The 14,715-nt window shown below is 65.2% G+C and carries 13 protein-coding genes; 7 read left to right on the plus strand and 6 right to left on the minus strand.

Features of this window, described 5'->3' with window-relative positions:
- Positions 1-300: 300 nt before the first annotated feature.
- The gene (locus LZ009_RS17470; RefSeq protein WP_275699245.1) at positions 301-480 is read right to left on the minus strand and encodes a hypothetical protein; all 180 of its coding nucleotides are present in this window, start codon (positions 478-480) and stop codon (positions 301-303) included.
- Positions 481-609: 129 nt separating this feature from the next.
- On the opposite strand from LZ009_RS17470, the gene LZ009_RS17475 reads away from it, so the two are divergent.
- Positions 610-1,488: a LysR family transcriptional regulator gene (locus LZ009_RS17475; protein ID WP_275699246.1), complete on the plus strand. Its 879-nt coding sequence runs from the start codon at positions 610-612 to the stop codon at positions 1,486-1,488.
- Positions 1,489-1,497: 9 nt separating this feature from the next.
- Here the strand turns inward: LZ009_RS17475 and LZ009_RS17480 are convergent, their stop codons facing one another.
- Entirely contained in the window at positions 1,498-2,391 is an 894-nt protein-coding gene (locus LZ009_RS17480; protein WP_275699247.1) for a Tim44 domain-containing protein, read from the minus strand.
- A gap of 130 nt (positions 2,392-2,521) precedes the next feature.
- Here LZ009_RS17480 and LZ009_RS17485 point away from each other — a divergent pair, with 130 nt between their 5' ends.
- Both LZ009_RS17485 and LZ009_RS17490 read left to right on the plus strand, forming a co-directional pair.
- Positions 2,522-3,997, plus strand: coding sequence for a flavin-containing monooxygenase (locus LZ009_RS17485; RefSeq protein ID WP_275699248.1), 1,476 nt, complete (start codon positions 2,522-2,524; stop codon positions 3,995-3,997).
- On the plus strand, positions 3,994-5,103 hold the full coding sequence (locus LZ009_RS17490; RefSeq protein WP_275699249.1) for a CMD domain-containing protein: 1,110 nt from the start codon (positions 3,994-3,996) through the stop codon (positions 5,101-5,103). Before LZ009_RS17485 ends, LZ009_RS17490 begins: the two co-directional genes overlap by 4 nt.
- Before the next feature lie 108 nt (positions 5,104-5,211).
- Here LZ009_RS17490 and LZ009_RS17495 read toward each other — a convergent pair whose 3' ends face one another.
- Together LZ009_RS17495 and LZ009_RS17500 are read right to left on the minus strand one after the other, a co-directional pair.
- Positions 5,212-6,171 carry a Bug family tripartite tricarboxylate transporter substrate binding protein gene (locus LZ009_RS17495; protein ID WP_275699250.1) on the minus strand — a complete coding sequence of 320 codons (960 nt, stop codon included), beginning with the start codon at positions 6,169-6,171 and terminating at the stop codon, positions 5,212-5,214.
- Between the two features lie 118 nt (positions 6,172-6,289).
- A complete protein-coding gene (locus LZ009_RS17500; RefSeq protein WP_275699251.1) occupies positions 6,290-6,562 on the minus strand; it encodes a hypothetical protein in 273 nt (90 codons plus the stop codon).
- A 102-nt stretch (positions 6,563-6,664) separates the two neighbouring features.
- Between LZ009_RS17500 and LZ009_RS17505 the strand changes: the two genes are divergently transcribed.
- Positions 6,665-8,368 carry an MBL fold metallo-hydrolase gene (locus LZ009_RS17505; RefSeq protein ID WP_275699252.1) on the plus strand — a complete coding sequence of 568 codons (1,704 nt, stop codon included), beginning with the start codon at positions 6,665-6,667 and terminating at the stop codon, positions 8,366-8,368.
- Positions 8,369-8,507: 139 nt separating this feature from the next.
- Positions 8,508-10,274 (plus strand): DEAD/DEAH box helicase, encoded by a 1,767-nt coding sequence (locus LZ009_RS17510; protein ID WP_275699253.1) that lies wholly within the window; start codon positions 8,508-8,510, stop codon positions 10,272-10,274.
- A gap of 35 nt (positions 10,275-10,309) precedes the next feature.
- Here the strand turns inward: LZ009_RS17510 and LZ009_RS17515 are convergent, their stop codons facing one another.
- Positions 10,310-11,371, minus strand: a complete 1,062-nt coding sequence (locus LZ009_RS17515) for an NAD/NADP octopine/nopaline dehydrogenase family protein (RefSeq protein WP_275699254.1) — start codon at positions 11,369-11,371, stop codon at positions 10,310-10,312.
- Between the two features lie 92 nt (positions 11,372-11,463).
- On the opposite strand from LZ009_RS17515, the gene LZ009_RS17520 reads away from it, so the two are divergent.
- Positions 11,464-12,384, plus strand: coding sequence for a DnaJ C-terminal domain-containing protein (locus LZ009_RS17520; RefSeq protein WP_275699255.1), 921 nt, complete (start codon positions 11,464-11,466; stop codon positions 12,382-12,384).
- Positions 12,381-12,725, plus strand: coding sequence for a hypothetical protein (locus tag LZ009_RS17525; RefSeq protein WP_275699256.1), 345 nt, complete (start codon positions 12,381-12,383; stop codon positions 12,723-12,725). The genes LZ009_RS17520 and LZ009_RS17525 overlap by 4 nt, the downstream gene beginning before the upstream one ends.
- Positions 12,726-12,998: 273 nt before the next feature.
- Here LZ009_RS17525 and LZ009_RS17530 read toward each other — a convergent pair whose 3' ends face one another.
- Positions 12,999-14,054 (minus strand): hypothetical protein, encoded by a 1,056-nt coding sequence (locus LZ009_RS17530; RefSeq protein ID WP_275699257.1) that lies wholly within the window; start codon positions 14,052-14,054, stop codon positions 12,999-13,001.
- Between the last annotated feature and the right edge of the window lie 661 nt (positions 14,055-14,715).

Below are 14,715 nucleotides of genomic sequence, written 5' to 3' on the forward strand. Positions count from 1 at the left end.
CGACCGGCTGTTTTGGTTGGCGGCTGTCTTCTCTTGTTTTCTTTGTTTAAAGATAGCAGTAGTAGATAAGGGAGCACCCGCGCTGTGGACAACCGCGAATTTCCCTTTTGCCATCAAGCACCTGCGTGCGGTGGAGCACTGTGGGCAGCCCTGCTTTTCTGCTGTACCGCCGGCAGGGACAACTTCGGCTTACCCGGCCGTGGTGTGGATAAGGCAGAGGTTGTGCCGGAACGCTCCACAGCTTTGTCAGGCCAAAAAAAATCTGCCCGCAGGCAGATTTGTGGTGCGGCGCAGACGCCTTCAGTTGTTTTGCGACGGGCTGTCGGCCGGCAGCAGGAAGAGTTCGTCCCATTCCGATTCGGCGGCGGCCAGCCGGTCTTCGTCGACCAGGATCACCGTGTCGGGCGGCGCGACGACGGTGTCGGACCAGTGGTGTTCCAGCTTGCGGCGGCTCGGGAGAAGGCGGTTGAGGTTGAACATGGGCGGCGGGAAGGTTGTGACTGGATGTGAAGAGTGTCGGCATCGGCAACCGAACCCGCCAGTCTCGATTACGCTAGGGCGATGTAAGCAATTCGCTTAAGGTCCGGCCGCCGAGGCACACTCGCCGCCATGACCGCGCCCCTGAACTACCGGCACCTGTATTACTTCTGGGTCGTCGCCAAGGAAGGCGGCATGGCGCGCGCGGCGGCGCGGCTGGACATGGCGGTGCAGACGGTCAGCGCCCAGGTGCGCCTCTTGGAACAGGCCTTGGGGCACTCCCTCTTCAAGCCGGCCGGACGCGGGATCGTCCTCACCGAAGCGGGCGTCGCTGCGATGGCGCACGCCGACCAGATCTTCCAGCTCGGGGAACAGTTGCCGGCCGCCGTGCGCGACGCCGCGACCGGCCAGGGCCTGCGGCTGGCGGTCGGCATCTCCGACAGCATGCCCAAGCTGGTGGTGCGGCACCTGCTGCAGCCGGCGGTGGAGGATCCGCGCGTGCGGCTGCTCTGCCACGAGGACGAATTCGATCGCCTGCTGGCCGACCTGGCACTGCATCGGCTGGATGCGGTGCTCTCCGATCGCGCTGCGCCGCCCAATCCGAACCTGCGTCTCTACAGCCACGCGCTGGGCGAGGCGCCGATGGCCTGGTTCGCGCCGGCGGCGATGGCGAAGAAGACGAAGAAGCCCTTCCCGGCTTGCCTGGCCGACTTGCCGGTGCTGCTGCCGACGGGCCATGCCGCGGTGCGGCCGCGGCTGGACCAGTGGTTCGAGCGGAAGGAAATTCGCCCGCGGATCGCGGGCGAATTCGAGGACAGCGCGCTGCTCGCGGCCTTCGGCCGCAGCGGCATGGGGGCGTTTCCTTCCTCGCGCTGGTCGAACGCGGAGCTGCTGAAGGATCCGGGGCTCAAGCTGCTGGGGGAGACGCCCGAGGTGGTGGAGCATTTCCACCTGATCTCGGCGGAGCGGAAGATCCAGCACCCCTTGGTGCAGCGTTTGTTGCAGGGGTGAGCGGCCGCGTCAGTTCTGCTGGATCCCGGCGATCACCCAGCCACCGAAGCCTGCCTTCGGCTTCACCAGGTGCCAGGTCTCGTCCAGCGACTCCGGCACCGCGCCGTGCTGGTCGCGGGTGCTGCCGGTGAAGCGCACGCTGACGATGTAGCGGTCGCTTTCCTGCGCCACGTCGAGCACTTGCGCTTCGAGGCCGAACACCTCGGTCTTCTGCTGCGCATCGCCGCGCTCGCTGATCTCGGCCCGCGCCACTTCGAACATCTCCGGCGTCAGGTAGTCGCGCAGGCGGTCGAGGTCACGCGCATCGTTCGCGGATTGCAGGGCCATGAACTGGTCCTTGGCATTGCGCACGAAAGCCGCGGTGTCGAAGTCGGCGGGGATGTTGCCGACCTGCGTGCCCGTATGCAGGCCCGAGCCGATCATCGAGCCGCCGGCCTGGCGGAAGGCCACGTCCTGCGCGGGTTGCGGCCGGCCCAGGTTGCCGACGCCGCCGGCGCCCGCGAGGCCGCCGCCTTGCGCCATCGCGCGCTTGCGCATCACGAAGGCAAACAGGGCCAGCGCCGCCATCACCAGCAGGCCGATCATCAGCATGTTGCCGAAGGCTTCACCGAAGCCGAGGTGCGAAGCCAGCGCGGCCAGGCCGAGGCCGGCGGCGAGGCCGGCGATCGGGCCCATCCAGCTGCGCTTGGCCGGCGCGGCGGCCGCAGCGGCAGCGGGAGCCGTCGCAGCAGCACCGGCCGTAGGCGCGGTCGCCGGCGAGCCGGGCGTGGCTGCGGGCGCGGTGACGTTCGAGCGCTGCATGCCGGCCGACTTGCCGCCACCCAGGCGCTTGGCTTCGGCATCCATGGCCACCGTCAGTCCCAGCGACAGGACGATGGCCATCAGGGCAAGTGCTTTTTTCATGAGGGTCTCCTGTGAGAGGTATTCAGGAGAACGACGGTAGCTGGCAAAGGCCGCAGGAAAAAGCAGCGTGAAGCTTCAAGTCGCTCAGGAAAAGCCGAACCCCGCCCACTGGTTATCCTTGCTTCTTCCGATGAATTCCCCGACTCCCCTTCCCCCCGCCGGCCTCGCCGCCCTCGAGGCCCGCCTGCGCCAGGACCTCACCTGGCTCAACCTTCCCGCCAAGCGCTGGGTCCCGCCGCAAACCAAGGACGGCCAACCGGTACTCGAAGTCGCCATCATCGGCGCCGGCATGGGTGGCCTCGCGCTCGGCGCCTCGCTGGCGCAGCTGGGCATTCCCGCCACCTTGTTCGACCGCGCACCTGCCGGCTTCGAAGGCCCGTGGGCCACGACCGCGCGCATGGAAACGCTGCGCTCGCCGAAGGAACTGACCGGCCCGGCGCTCGGCATGCCGGCCCTCACCTTCCGCGCCTGGTTCGAGGCGCAGTTCGGCCTGGAAGCCTGGGCCGCGCTCGACAAGATCCCGCGCCTGCAATGGGCCGACTACCTGCGCTGGTACCGTCAGGTGCGGGGCCTGGACGTGCGCAACCAGCAGCGCGTGACCGACGTGCGGCCGCGCGCCGACGGCGTGGTCGAACTGCATCTGCAGGACGACGCGAACGCAGCACGTTCGTATGTCGTTCTCGCCCGCCACGTCGTGCTGGCCACCGGCCGCGACGGCCTCGGCGGCCCCAAGCTCCCCGAGTGGGCCGAAGCCCTCCCGCGTGAACGCTGGGTCCACTCCAGCGAGACCTGGGACGGCGAACGTTTCCGCGGCCAGCGCGTTGCCGTGATCGGTGGCGGCGCCTCCGCCATGGACGTCGCCGCGACCGCACTCGAAGCCGGCGCCGCGCGCGTCGACCTCTTCATCCGCCGCAAGGTGCTGCCCACCGTCAACAAGGGCAAGGGCATCGGCAGTCCCGGCATGGCGCACGGCTTCCGCGCTTTGCCCGACGAGTGGAAATGGCGCTTCCGTCATTACATCAACGCGCAGCAGGTGCCGCCGCCGCAAGGCAGCACCCTGCGCGTGTCGCGCCACGCCCATGCGCACTTCCACATCGGCACCGGCGTGCTGGGCGCGAGCGTGCGCAGCGACGGCGCCCTCAAGCTCGAGACCACGCAAGGTCCCTTGGCAACCGACGCCGTGATCTTCAGCACCGGCTTCCGCCTCGACTGGGCGCTGCGCCCCGAGTTCGCCACCATCGCGCCTTGCGTGCGCCTCTGGCAGGACCGCTACAGTGCGCCCGCCGGCGAGGAAGACACCGAGCTCGCCGAATCTCCCGACCTCGGCCCGATGTTCGAGTTCCAGCCGAAGCAGCCCGGCATGTGCCCCGGCCTCGAGCGCGTGTACTGCTTCAACTTCATCGCCGCGCTTTCGCACGGCCAGGTCTCGGGCGACATCCCGCAGATCAGCGACGGCGCCGAACACCTGGCGCGCGGCCTCGCGGCCAGGCTGCTGGTGGAAGACGCGCCGCTGCACTTCGCCACCATGCAGCGTTACGCCGAGCCCGAACTGCAGGGGCACGAGTGGACGCCCGCCACCTTTCCCGCCTACGACGGCAAGCCATGAACTTCACCGACGACCTGATCGACGCCCTGGTGCCGCTGCGCCCGGGCCAGCCCGCCCACACCGTGCGCCACCAGCGCGACAAGGTGGTGGCCGCCACGCAGGCCTGCCTGCGAGCCGTGTTCGACCCCGCCCTGCCCGGCATGCCGCTGGGCGAGCGCCTGCTGGCCGCCGCCACCGTCGCCGAACTCAGTGGCGGGGCGGCGCTCGCGGCCTGGTACCGAGGGCAGCTGGCCACGACGCAGCCGCCGCAACAAGGTCCGCGCCTGGATGCGATCCTCACCTTCGCTTCCACGCTGGCCACGCGCCCGGTCGAAGGCGATCGCGAAGCGATCCTGCGCCTGCCCGCTGCGGGTCTCGCCACGGCCGATGTCGTCACGCTGGGCCAATTGATCGCGCTGGTGACCTACCAGGTGCGCGTGATCGCGGGCCTGCAGGCGCTGGCCGCCGAGGGCCAGGGCGACGTCGCGCCGCCCCAGGCCGACGCCGAACCCTTCGTGCATCCGGCCAACCTGCCGCCGCCCGGCGAGCCGCTGCGCATCCAGGGTTTCACCAGCGCCACGCTGGGCTGGAAGGCCTGGCTGCCCACGCTGCCGCTGGAGCAGGCCACGCCGCGGCAGTTGGAGATCCTGAAGACCAGCCATCCCAAGGCGACCAGCTCCGACTACTACATGACGCTGATCTGGCAGCCGGAGATCCTGGAGCAGCGCTCCATCGTCTTCAACGCGATCATGTACGCGCCCGGCGGCCTGTCGCGCGCCGAGCGTGAGCTGGCCAGCACGGTCGTGTCGCGCGTCAATGGCTGCGTGTACTGCGGCTCGGTGCATGCGCAGCGCTTCGAACAGCTGGCCAAGCGCAACGACGTGATCGCGCAGGTGTTCGAGGAGCCGGCGACGGCGGGCACCAATGCGCGCGAGCGCGCCATCGTGCAGGCGTCGATCGCGCTCACGCAGGATGCAGCGGGCTTCGGCGCGGCGCAGCTCGCGCCGCTGCGGGCGGCGGGGCTGACGTCACTGGAGATCCTGGATTGGATTCACGCCGTCGCGATTTTTGCGTGGGCGAATCGGTTGATGCAGAACCTGGGGGAGCCGGTGGAGGCGGGGGTTTAGCCTGGCGGCGAGCCGCGGTTCGCAAGGCTCACCACGGCCTACGGGGACCAAACCAAGCCTCGTAGGCCGTGGTGAGCGCGAAGCCGAACCGCGGCTCCCCGCGCAAACTCATTCGCCCTTGATGTTCCCCTGCTTGATCACCCGCGCCCAGCGCTGATAATCCTCCGCCACCACCTTCTCCAGATCCGCCGCGCCGCCGCACATCGCCAGCGCGCCCAACGTCTTGAAGCGCTCCTGCGTTTCCGGCAACTGGCAGATCGCGGTGAACTCCGCGGCCAGCTTGTCGACGGTGGCCGCGGGCGTCTTCGCCGGCGCCATGATGCCGATCCACACCGGCACCTCCAGGCCCTTGATGCCGGTCGCCTGGCCCACCGTGGGCACGCCCGGGAAGTTGGGCAGCGGCGCGCGGGTGAAGGTGGCCAGCACGCGCGCCTTCTTGTCCGCCACCATCGGCTCGATCGACGCGGAGCTGGTGACCATCATCGCGATCTGCCCGCCCAGCAGGTCGACCATCGCCGGGTTGGCGCCGCGGTAGCCTACGTGCGTGAACTGCACGCCGGCCGCCTGCGCCAGCAGCTCGCCGGTCAGGTGCGACACGCTGCCGTTGCCGCTGGAGCCGTAGGTCACCTTGCCCGGGTTGGCCTTGGCATCCTTCAGCACGTCGGCGATCGACTGGTAGGGGCTCTGCGCGCGCACGCTCAGCGTCATCGGCGTGTCGCCGATCAGCGCCACCGGCACGAAGCTCGTGCGCGCGTCGTAAGGCAGCTTGGGATTCAGGTGGGGCGCGATGGTGAGGGCGCCGCCGGTGGCGAGGAAGAGCGTGGTGCCGTCGGGCGCGGCCTTGGCGACGAAGTCCCCCGCCACCACGCCGCTGGCGCCGGCCTTGTTGTCGACGATGACGGAGGCCTTGGTGCGCTCGCCGAGCTTGGTCGCGAGGTAGCGGCCCAGCACGTCCTGCGCGCCGCCGGCGGCAAAGGGCACGACCAGGTGGATGGTCTGGCCGGCGGGCTGGGCCTGGGCTGCGCAGGCGAAGATGGCGGCGGCGAGGAAGGTGGCTAGGGTCTTCATGCGTTGAGCATACCGCCTACGGTTGTCATCCCGGCCTTGAGCCGGGATCCAGCGGCGCGGGGGTGATTGATCCCTGGGCTGCATAACCTATCAATTCCGCACTGGCAAAGGGACCGGCTCATTGCGCTTGCGATTTCGGAACCCCTTGGGTGCCAGCCTCTTTGGATTTGAGGCTTACCCAATAGCCTCCATCCACCTTCGAGAGCACAAGGTTGGTGTACATCTGAACCATGTCGAGCAGCCCGGAATGGCCGAATGACGATGCAGACCGTGGCGCCCCGCTCGCGGAGTTTCCGGCACAAGTTGCTGCGACGGACTTTGCGCCATCCTTGGCCTCGTGCACTGTGTCGTAGGCCGCCCGTGATACCGTAATGTTTTCTGTCTTCTCCATAAAACGTATTCTAGGAACCGTCCCTTCGCGAGACTTCCATCGGCTTGTCGTTCCGTTGTTTTAAGGACGGCAGGTCGTCAAAAAGTACTTGGAGGTTTCCAGATGATGGTCCGATTTTTGGGTCCGGTAGGCAAGGTCACTGGCTCCTGCACTTGGCTGTGGGACGATGACCGCGGGTGGAATTTCCTCGTTGATTGCGGTATGCAGCAGGGGGAGCCTACGGCGGCGCAATGGAACAAGCTGGAGGTTCCATTCGATCCGAGGACGATCCAGTTCGTGGTTCTCACGCACGCGCATATCGACCACTGCGGCCTCCTCCCATTGCTCTATAGGAAGGGCTTTCACGGCAGTGTCTACTGCTCACGGGAGACCGCGCGTATCGCTGCCCTGTTGCTCAAGGATGCCGCCAGGCTTGGCGGAGTCGAATACTCAGAAGCCGACGTGGATCTCATCCAATGGCACGAGCCTGGTTCGGGCCAACTTCTGGGCAAGTTCCATCCAGTTGCCGAGGACCTCTTCCTTCGCTTCTTCCGGGCAGGTCACGTCGTCGGGGCTTTGTCGGTCGCCGTCCACTGGGGGCCGCCCCGGCGAGGCGAGCAACGGAGCATCGCGTTCTCCGGGGACCTCGGGCCGAATGCCGAGGATCGCGAGAGCCTTCCGTTCCTGCGCCACCGGATGGGCGTTCCCGGCTGCGATTTCGCCGTCGTGGAGTCCACATATGGTGGGAAGGTGCGCCCCTCTATCGATCAGGATCCCGCTGCCCGACGCGAACGGCTGCGCGCCCTCCTGGATCGCGCGATCGATCGATCGGGCGTGCTCCTGATTCCAGCCTTCTCGTACGGCCGCACTCAGGACGTCCTATTTGACCTGCACTGGCTTGCGGCGGCATCGCCGGAACGCTATGGCGCCATCCCGCTGTACTTGGACTCGCCTGGAGCAAGACAGATCAACCGAGTGTTCCTGGAAGCGCTCGAGCGCACCGAGTGCAATGGTTCCAAGGGAAAAGTGCGACCGCTCTGGCTCGGCAAGCAGATGTTCGCCTGGTTCGGCCTGGATGATCGAAATGCCGACCATGTGAAACGAGTCATAGATATCTGCAAGATTACTTTGGGACACCAGCAGGATGTCGGCGGCGTTGCCAGAGACCAGGGGAACGCCTTCGCGCGGTCCTGGAAGTCAGTGATGCGAACCCCTGCCAACCGAGAACACCTTGCCGAAAAGCTGGAGACCGCTGGGCCCGCGGTGCTGGTCGTCAGCTCGGGTACTTGCGATGGAGGCCCCGCTGCATTCTGGCTGCCGAAGCTGCTTGGAAGTGACCGGCACACAGTTGCATTGGCTGGCTTCTGTAGCCCGACGACGATCGGCGGCCGGCTGCTGGCACTTGCTGCCGTGCCTGATCAGGAACGTAGTCGACTTTCTGAAAGCCTTCACTGGAAGGACGGCGCTGAATTTGCGCTGGCCGCCGTGCGCGCAGGGATCGCGCAACTGGATGGCTACTCTGCACACGCTGACCAAACTGGGCTCGTCGACTGGCTCTTCGGATCCCATGCCGGTCAGACGGTCGCGGCTGGAAAGATTGTGTTCATCCAGCATGGAACGGATGCAAATCGGACGGCGCTCCAGGCGGCGATCGCGACTCGCGCTGCTGCGGAGTACGTTTCCCTCCAGTCCGTTCTGCCTCGGTGGCAATCCACCTACGATCTGGATCAGGCTGGGGTGGAAATCCCGTCTGCCGAGGAAATGGCTGCCCTCGAGGAAAAAATTGCTGAACTGCAGGAACGGCGCCGGCGCTTGGGCGGACGGTGACGGTCCCTGCAGGTAGAGGGGGTGAGTTCGATTTCTGGGCGACGCCCCTTGCCTCCAGCCCGCTGTTCATTGATCATCGCTGGCGGAGGAAAAGCAGTTGGCAGTATTAATCCCTGCGCTCGGTGCGTGCGTAGCACGCATGACTTCGGGCGAGCGCCGCTTGGCAGAACGGCTGGAACAGAAACTTGATCACGATTACTTGATCTGGTACGACGTACCTGTCGGCCCGATGCGCACGCATCCAGACTTCGTCGTCATCCATCCCCAACGCGGCATCCTGATCCTGGAGACCAAGGACTGGAAGCTTGAGACCATCGTCAAAGCTTCCAGACAGGCCTGGGACATCGCACCCGACGGCCAGCACAAGGTCGTCAAGAATCCGCTCGAGCAAGCTCGGCATGGCGCCATCCAGGTGGTGCGCGCCTTGGAACAGGACGTGCAACTGATCCAGCAAGACGGTCCGCACAAGGGAAAGTTGGCATTCCCTTGGGGTCACGGAGTCGTCTTCACGAACATCACCCGCAAGCAGTTCACTGACGCGGGCTTGCACCAGGCCATCGACCCGCACTACGCGATCTGCAAGGACGAGATGCTCGAGTCCGCCGAGGTCGAGGAATTCCAGCAGCGCCTATGGCAAATGTTTCCGCATTCTTTCGGCTCGGCGATGTCGCCCACGCAGCTTGAACGCGTTCGCTGGATCATGTTCCCCGAAGTGCGGATCCCCTCGCAAAGCGGGCTGTTCACGGAAGATGGCCAGGACGACCTGCCGGACATGATGCGCGTTATGGACCTCCAGCAGGAGCAGCTTGCTCGCAGCCTTGGAGATGGCCATCGTGTGATTCATGGCGTGGCCGGTTCCGGCAAGACCATGATCCTAGGCTATCGAGCTGAACACCTGGCCAAGTGTCCGTCGACCAAGCCCATCCTCGTTCTTTGCTACAACAAGCCTCTTTCGCAGAAACTCGAAGCGACGTTCGCGGCGAAGGGCCTCGCGGAGCGCGTCCATGTGCGCAATTTTCACAAGTGGTGCCGCGACCAATTGGTGGACCACAAGCAACCGGTGCCGGAAGGCTTTGGTGACAAGGTAATGAAGGCCATTGTGGACAACGTCATCAGCGGCGTCGCCAAGTCCCAAATCCCATCCGGGCAGTACCAAGCGGTCCTTATCGACGAGGGGCATGACTTCCATCCCGAGTGGCTGAAGCTGGCCACGCAGATGGTCGACCCGGAGACCAATAGCGTCCTGGTCCTGTACGACAGCGCCCAGGACATCTATGGGAAGAGCAAAGACCGCGGGTTCAGCTTCAAGAGTGTCGGAATCCAGGCCGCTGGTCGGACGACGATCCTTCGGATCAACTATCGCAATACTCGCCAGATCCTTCAGACGGCTAGTGTTGTCGCGGCCAAGTTCCTCAGTCCGCAAGAGCAGGACGACGATGGCGTGCCGGTCGTCAAGCCCCTGAGCTGTGGTCGTGATGGGCAGCAGCCCTTGATCATCCGCCTGTCAAGCGTCGCAGCCGAACCTTCCAAGATCGCGGAAGTACTGGCGAGTGCCCACGAGGATGGCCACCCTTGGGGCGACATGGCGGTGCTCTGCCGGAAGACGACGCAGCTGGCGGAAATTGGACAGGCCCTGAAGGCGCGCAAATTGCCTCACCAGGTGCGGACCAAGTCAGGGGGGTATGACCCGCGGGCCGATAGCATCAAGGTGATGACCATGCACGGAAGCAAGGGGTTGGAGTTTCCTGTGGTGGCGCTTTGCGGCGTCGGGCAAATGCCTGGCGCCGGCGAGGACGAGAAAGAGGAGGCTCGCTTGTTTTACGTGGCTGCGACCAGGGCAATGCAGAAGCTGGCGATTGCGGCGTGTGACACTGGCAAGCTCATAGAGGAAATTTCGTCCGCTTGAGCTTCGCGCGAGGCGGCCGCGCCCTTGGTGGGCAATCAGCTTCGCACGCGGCGTAATAGGGTGCTTGGCGTCTCGTCTCGCAGACGCAGCGGGCCGACGAGATCGTTCTCCGCCGCCAAATCGCGTCCCAGCACCAACCCGCTCGCCTCCACCACCGTCCGCGTAGCGGGCATGTCCACGCCCACGATCTCCCCCAACACCACCTCGAACGCCAACCCGAACGGAATGTCCTCGCTGAGATACCGCGTTCCCACATCCGTCGGCCCCGGCGGCCCGCCCCGCTTCGCATGCAGCTCCGCTGCGATCTCCGCGAGGGTCTCCGCCGTCGCGCCGAACGACTTCGCAAAGTGCTCCTCGATCGTCCGCACCTTCACGCCGAACGCCGTCGCCAACGCCAGCCTTTCCGCATCGAGCCGCGCAATCACCGCCGACACCTGCGGCGTCATGTAGTGGTACTGCGGCCAGTGCTCGGCGCGCTCGATGCGCGTCCAGTTGAACAGCGCGAGCGGCCCGTGCGCGACCGGGTTGACGTTGGTCAGCACCGTTTCCAGGCAATGCGCGTGCGCAATGAACACGTCGCCGAACAGCGCACGGCACAGCGCCATCGCCTCCGCGCTGCGCGCGTGCGGCAGCGTCGACAAGCCCAGCTCCTGTCGCTTCGCATTGATGCGCACCTGCGCCTCGCCGCTGCGGCGGGCGGTGAGCACGGTGGTGCCCAGGCTCGCCACCGTGATGTCCAGCCCGCGCGCCGCCGCCTGCTCGAAGAGATACAGCGCCGACAGCGAATTCATCGAGCTCACGATCACCGTCTGCCCCGAGCGCAGGTACGGCAGCACGCGGTCGATCACGGGGCGGTGGCCGTTGAGCGGCAGGGCCAGCAGCAGCACATCCGCCGCGGCCGCGAGCTCTGCCGGATCGTCGGCCACGCACACCGCCAGCTCCGCCTCCAGCAGGCCTTCGCAGCGCAGCGGTTCGTGCTTCAAAGCGCTGGCGCCCTGCCCGCCCGGCGACCAGACGGTGACGGCGTGGCCGGCGTGGGCCAGCCAGGCGGCGTTGGCCAGGGCGATGGCGCCGCTGCCGAGGATGGAGATGTTCATGGCGAGGGCGATTCTCGCCTGCCGCGCGGGCTCCCCAGCGCCGCCCGCCTGCGGTATCTTTGGGCCGTGCCCGTTCCACCCGGGAGACCCGCGTGAAATTCAAGGACTACTACGCCGCGCTCGAGGTGCCGCGCGACGCCGACGCCGACGCCATCAAGAAGGCGTACCGGCGGCTGGCGCGCAAATTCCACCCCGACGTTTCCAAGGAGCCCGAAGCCGAGGCGCGCTTCAAGGAAATCTCCGAGGCCTACGACACGCTGCGGGACGCCGAGAAGAAGGCCGCCTACGACGCGCTCGGCCAGCGCCGCCCGGGCGAGGAATTCACCGCGTCGCACGACTGGCGCGAGCAGTTCGACCCTGGCGCCTTCGCCGGCGGCTTCTCAGACGACATCGACCTCTCCGACCTGCTGGACGCTCTGCGCGGCCGCCACGGCGGCGCCGGCGCCCGCGCGCGCGGCCCGCGCCCGGGCCAGGACTACGACGTGGAGGCCGCCCTCAGCCTGGAGGACGCGCACCGCGGCACCACGCTGCACTTCGACCTGCAGCGCCCCGAGGGTCCGCAGACGCTGGAGGTGACGGTGCCGTCCGGCGTGGCCGAGGGCCAGAAGCTGCGCCTGCGCGGCAAGGGCGCCCCGGGCCGCAACGGCGGGCCCGACGGCGACATCTACGTGCACATCCGCCTCAAGCCCCACCCGCGCTACCGCGTCGAAGGCCGCAACCTCTACTTCGACCTGGCGCTGGCCCCCTGGGAAGCCGCGCTGGGCGGCCCGGTGCAGGTGCCGACGCTGGACGGCGACGTGATGCTGACCGTGCCCGCGGGGACGCATTCGGCGCAGAAGCTGCGCTTGCGCGGGCGCGGGCTCGGGTCCGGCCAAGCGGCTGGTGATCTGTACGCCGTGGTGCACATCGATGTGCCGGGGACGCTGACGGCACGCGAGCGGGAGCTGTTCGAGGCGTTGGCGAAGGAGAGCGGGTTCAAGCCCCGCAAGGACGCGCAGGAGGTGAAGTCATGACTGAAGCGGTGGAACATCTTCAGGGTGGGGAGCAGGAACTGCTGCCGGCGGATGACTTCGAGCGGACTTCGGGGTTGACGAGGGGGCAGGTGCGGGAGTTGGTGGAGTATGGGCTGCTGAAGCCGCAGCAGCGGGATCTGGAGACGGCGCTGTCGTTGCGGGAGGCGCGGAGGCAGGGGAAGGATTTCGACTTTGACCTGTTCACGATCGGGCTGCTGGCGGGGTACCTGCGGCGGATCGAGCAGTTGCAGATCGAAGTGGGACAACTTCGGGCGGAGCGGCCGGCGCGGACGATTTACTCCGAGGTCTCATTCACTTCGATCGAGGTGAGGAAGGTGTAGTTGCAGGGCCTGCTCATGTGGGGCAATTTGTAGGCCCTTCGTGCACGCACGTATACCTTCAACCTGAAGCTATGCAGGGAGCGTGGCAGGAACGCTCCATGCCTCTCTCGCCAAGAGGTCTGCCGGCGTGGCCGCTACTGGTGCTTTGGTTGGGTGGCGTCAGCCGGTGCTGCAGATGATTGCGACTCTGCCGGCTTCGTCTCCGTCGGAGCTGCGGCAGGACTCCGCTCGGGGACTTTAGCGCGCACCTGCTTTCCTACGAATTGGCCCGTTCTATGACTGTTCTCGCTCACTGTCCGCCCACTCCTCGTATTCACCAATTACTGCGTCGGACAGATGTTCTAGATACTTAAGCTCACCGATCTCACGTACCCGGTCATAGGAAAGGTACGTGCACATCTCGCGCAGTGCCCGGCCCTCCAAAAGGGAGAATACAGGGCGCTGAATCTCGCGAAGGACTTTTTCACGCCGCTCGACTCCAGCAACGATATGCAGCTTGACGTTGATGTTTGGCTGTAGGGCTACCAGATCTGCCATACGGAGCAGGCCGGAGTAGACGGAAGTGGTGTGCTCCACTTCGAATGCGCGGACGATAGATCGCCTCCGCAACCAGAGAACGTCGATCTGCTCGATAGTCGCGGTGGTAGTAGAGTCATAGCCGAGCGGAAGCGCGTTTAAGAGCTCGCCTGGGCCTGGAGTCCAAGCCTTCAAAACTCGGCTTCGATCGGAGCGAGGTAGCCAAATTGAAAAGCCCATCTGAGTTCCGATATGCGCCAGAAGGGCTTGGATCTGCATTGACTCACGGATCTCCTCAGCGACGCTACTATCGCCTATAGCCATCGCCATGACTTCTGCATCGTCATCAGGCGGAGCTGGCACAGAGACGTTGACACTCCCTCCTGGCAGATTAACCGTGTGCTCGCTGCGCCACAATCCTTTAACGGTCGAAGAATAGAAGAACGCGGTTACTGTACGAGCAGAAGACGGCAGGTCGAGTTGCATTGCCGCCCACAGGATGATGCCGTTTGTGCTCGCAATGCGATTGCCAATCGACGCTTCGTTCCAATCGAAAGGAAGGTCCATGCCCAAGTAGTCGATGACTAAGCGTCTGTCATTAAGAGAGATCATCGACAGATTCTTCGCGGGAGACCACGCTGCAAGCAGCGCACCGATTGCATTACCGCTCGGGCCTGTAAGATGATTTTTCTGTCCGGCATTGAGCCTATAGAGCTCGTCAATGGCGGCCGCCTTGCGCTGCGTGTCGTCTTCGGAAAGAACGCGATCGACCGCCGCTCCAAGTTCCTTGTGCGCATGAAGTTCGTTGAACATGCGCCTCCAAGCACCCTGCGGGATCATCGCGCGGGCGACGGCTTGACTCCCCGCAGAGTTGCCTTTTGCATTCCGATCCAGAATCCTAATGATCTGGTCACAGTCAGAGGCGGAGATCGGCTCCGTGTCGGGAGCCATGATCCGGTCAATCCAGAAGGACCTAAACCGACTTGATTGGTCTAGCCACACACTGTCCATGGTAGTGGCGTCATATTTGGCAAGGAACGCTGGCACTTGCCCTCGAAGTTCAGACACTTGATTCATGAGGCTCACAACGCCGTAATGGCTAAGAGTTCGTTGTCGGTGGCCATGGGCATCAATTACCTATGCGCTGACTCATTGAAGATCCCTTCCAGGATTCGTTGAAACCCTCCGCGTACCTTCGCGCATCCTGGGGAGTGCTCTAAATAGAGCAATGTATATGGTACGGATTTTGCGCCGTACAGTGCCCATCACGCCATTGTTCATGAATCTGCTCCGACCTATAGTGAGGATTGAATCGCCGCATCTTCCGCCTGCCGCACGTGGTCTATGCTGAGGCGGCAGTATTGGAGCCATCACTTTGCGGCCATCGATTGAGGCACTTTAGGGTTGCCAACGCTTTCAAGAGGCGCGGCGATGGGACCGCTAGCCCAAGCGTGTTAGCGGTGTGCCCGTAGTC

Origin of the sequence: Ramlibacter paludis (assembly GCF_022012305.1) — a bacterium.
Lineage (GTDB): Bacteria > Pseudomonadota > Gammaproteobacteria > Burkholderiales > Burkholderiaceae_C > Ramlibacter > Ramlibacter paludis.

What these genes read in the sequence shown, in the direction of transcription:
- LZ009_RS17470 (WP_275699245.1), bottom strand. Translation starts at nt 480, where the DNA reads ATGTTCAACCTCAACCGCCTTCTCCCGAGCCGCCGCAAGCTGGAACAC.
- LZ009_RS17475 (WP_275699246.1), top strand. Translation starts at nt 610, where the DNA reads ATGACCGCGCCCCTGAACTACCGGCACCTGTATTACTTCTGGGTCGTC.
- LZ009_RS17480 (WP_275699247.1), bottom strand. Translation starts at nt 2,391, where the DNA reads ATGAAAAAAGCACTTGCCCTGATGGCCATCGTCCTGTCGCTGGGACTG.
- LZ009_RS17485 (WP_275699248.1), top strand. Translation starts at nt 2,522, where the DNA reads ATGAATTCCCCGACTCCCCTTCCCCCCGCCGGCCTCGCCGCCCTCGAG.
- LZ009_RS17490 (WP_275699249.1), top strand. Translation starts at nt 3,994, where the DNA reads ATGAACTTCACCGACGACCTGATCGACGCCCTGGTGCCGCTGCGCCCG.
- LZ009_RS17495 (WP_275699250.1), bottom strand. Translation starts at nt 6,171, where the DNA reads ATGAAGACCCTAGCCACCTTCCTCGCCGCCGCCATCTTCGCCTGCGCA.
- LZ009_RS17500 (WP_275699251.1), bottom strand. Translation starts at nt 6,562, where the DNA reads ATGGAGAAGACAGAAAACATTACGGTATCACGGGCGGCCTACGACACA.
- LZ009_RS17505 (WP_275699252.1), top strand. Translation starts at nt 6,665, where the DNA reads ATGATGGTCCGATTTTTGGGTCCGGTAGGCAAGGTCACTGGCTCCTGC.
- LZ009_RS17510 (WP_275699253.1), top strand. Translation starts at nt 8,508, where the DNA reads ATGACTTCGGGCGAGCGCCGCTTGGCAGAACGGCTGGAACAGAAACTT.
- LZ009_RS17515 (WP_275699254.1), bottom strand. Translation starts at nt 11,371, where the DNA reads ATGAACATCTCCATCCTCGGCAGCGGCGCCATCGCCCTGGCCAACGCC.
- LZ009_RS17525 (WP_275699256.1), top strand. Translation starts at nt 12,381, where the DNA reads ATGACTGAAGCGGTGGAACATCTTCAGGGTGGGGAGCAGGAACTGCTG.
- LZ009_RS17530 (WP_275699257.1), bottom strand. Translation starts at nt 14,054, where the DNA reads ATGTTCAACGAACTTCATGCGCACAAGGAACTTGGAGCGGCGGTCGAT.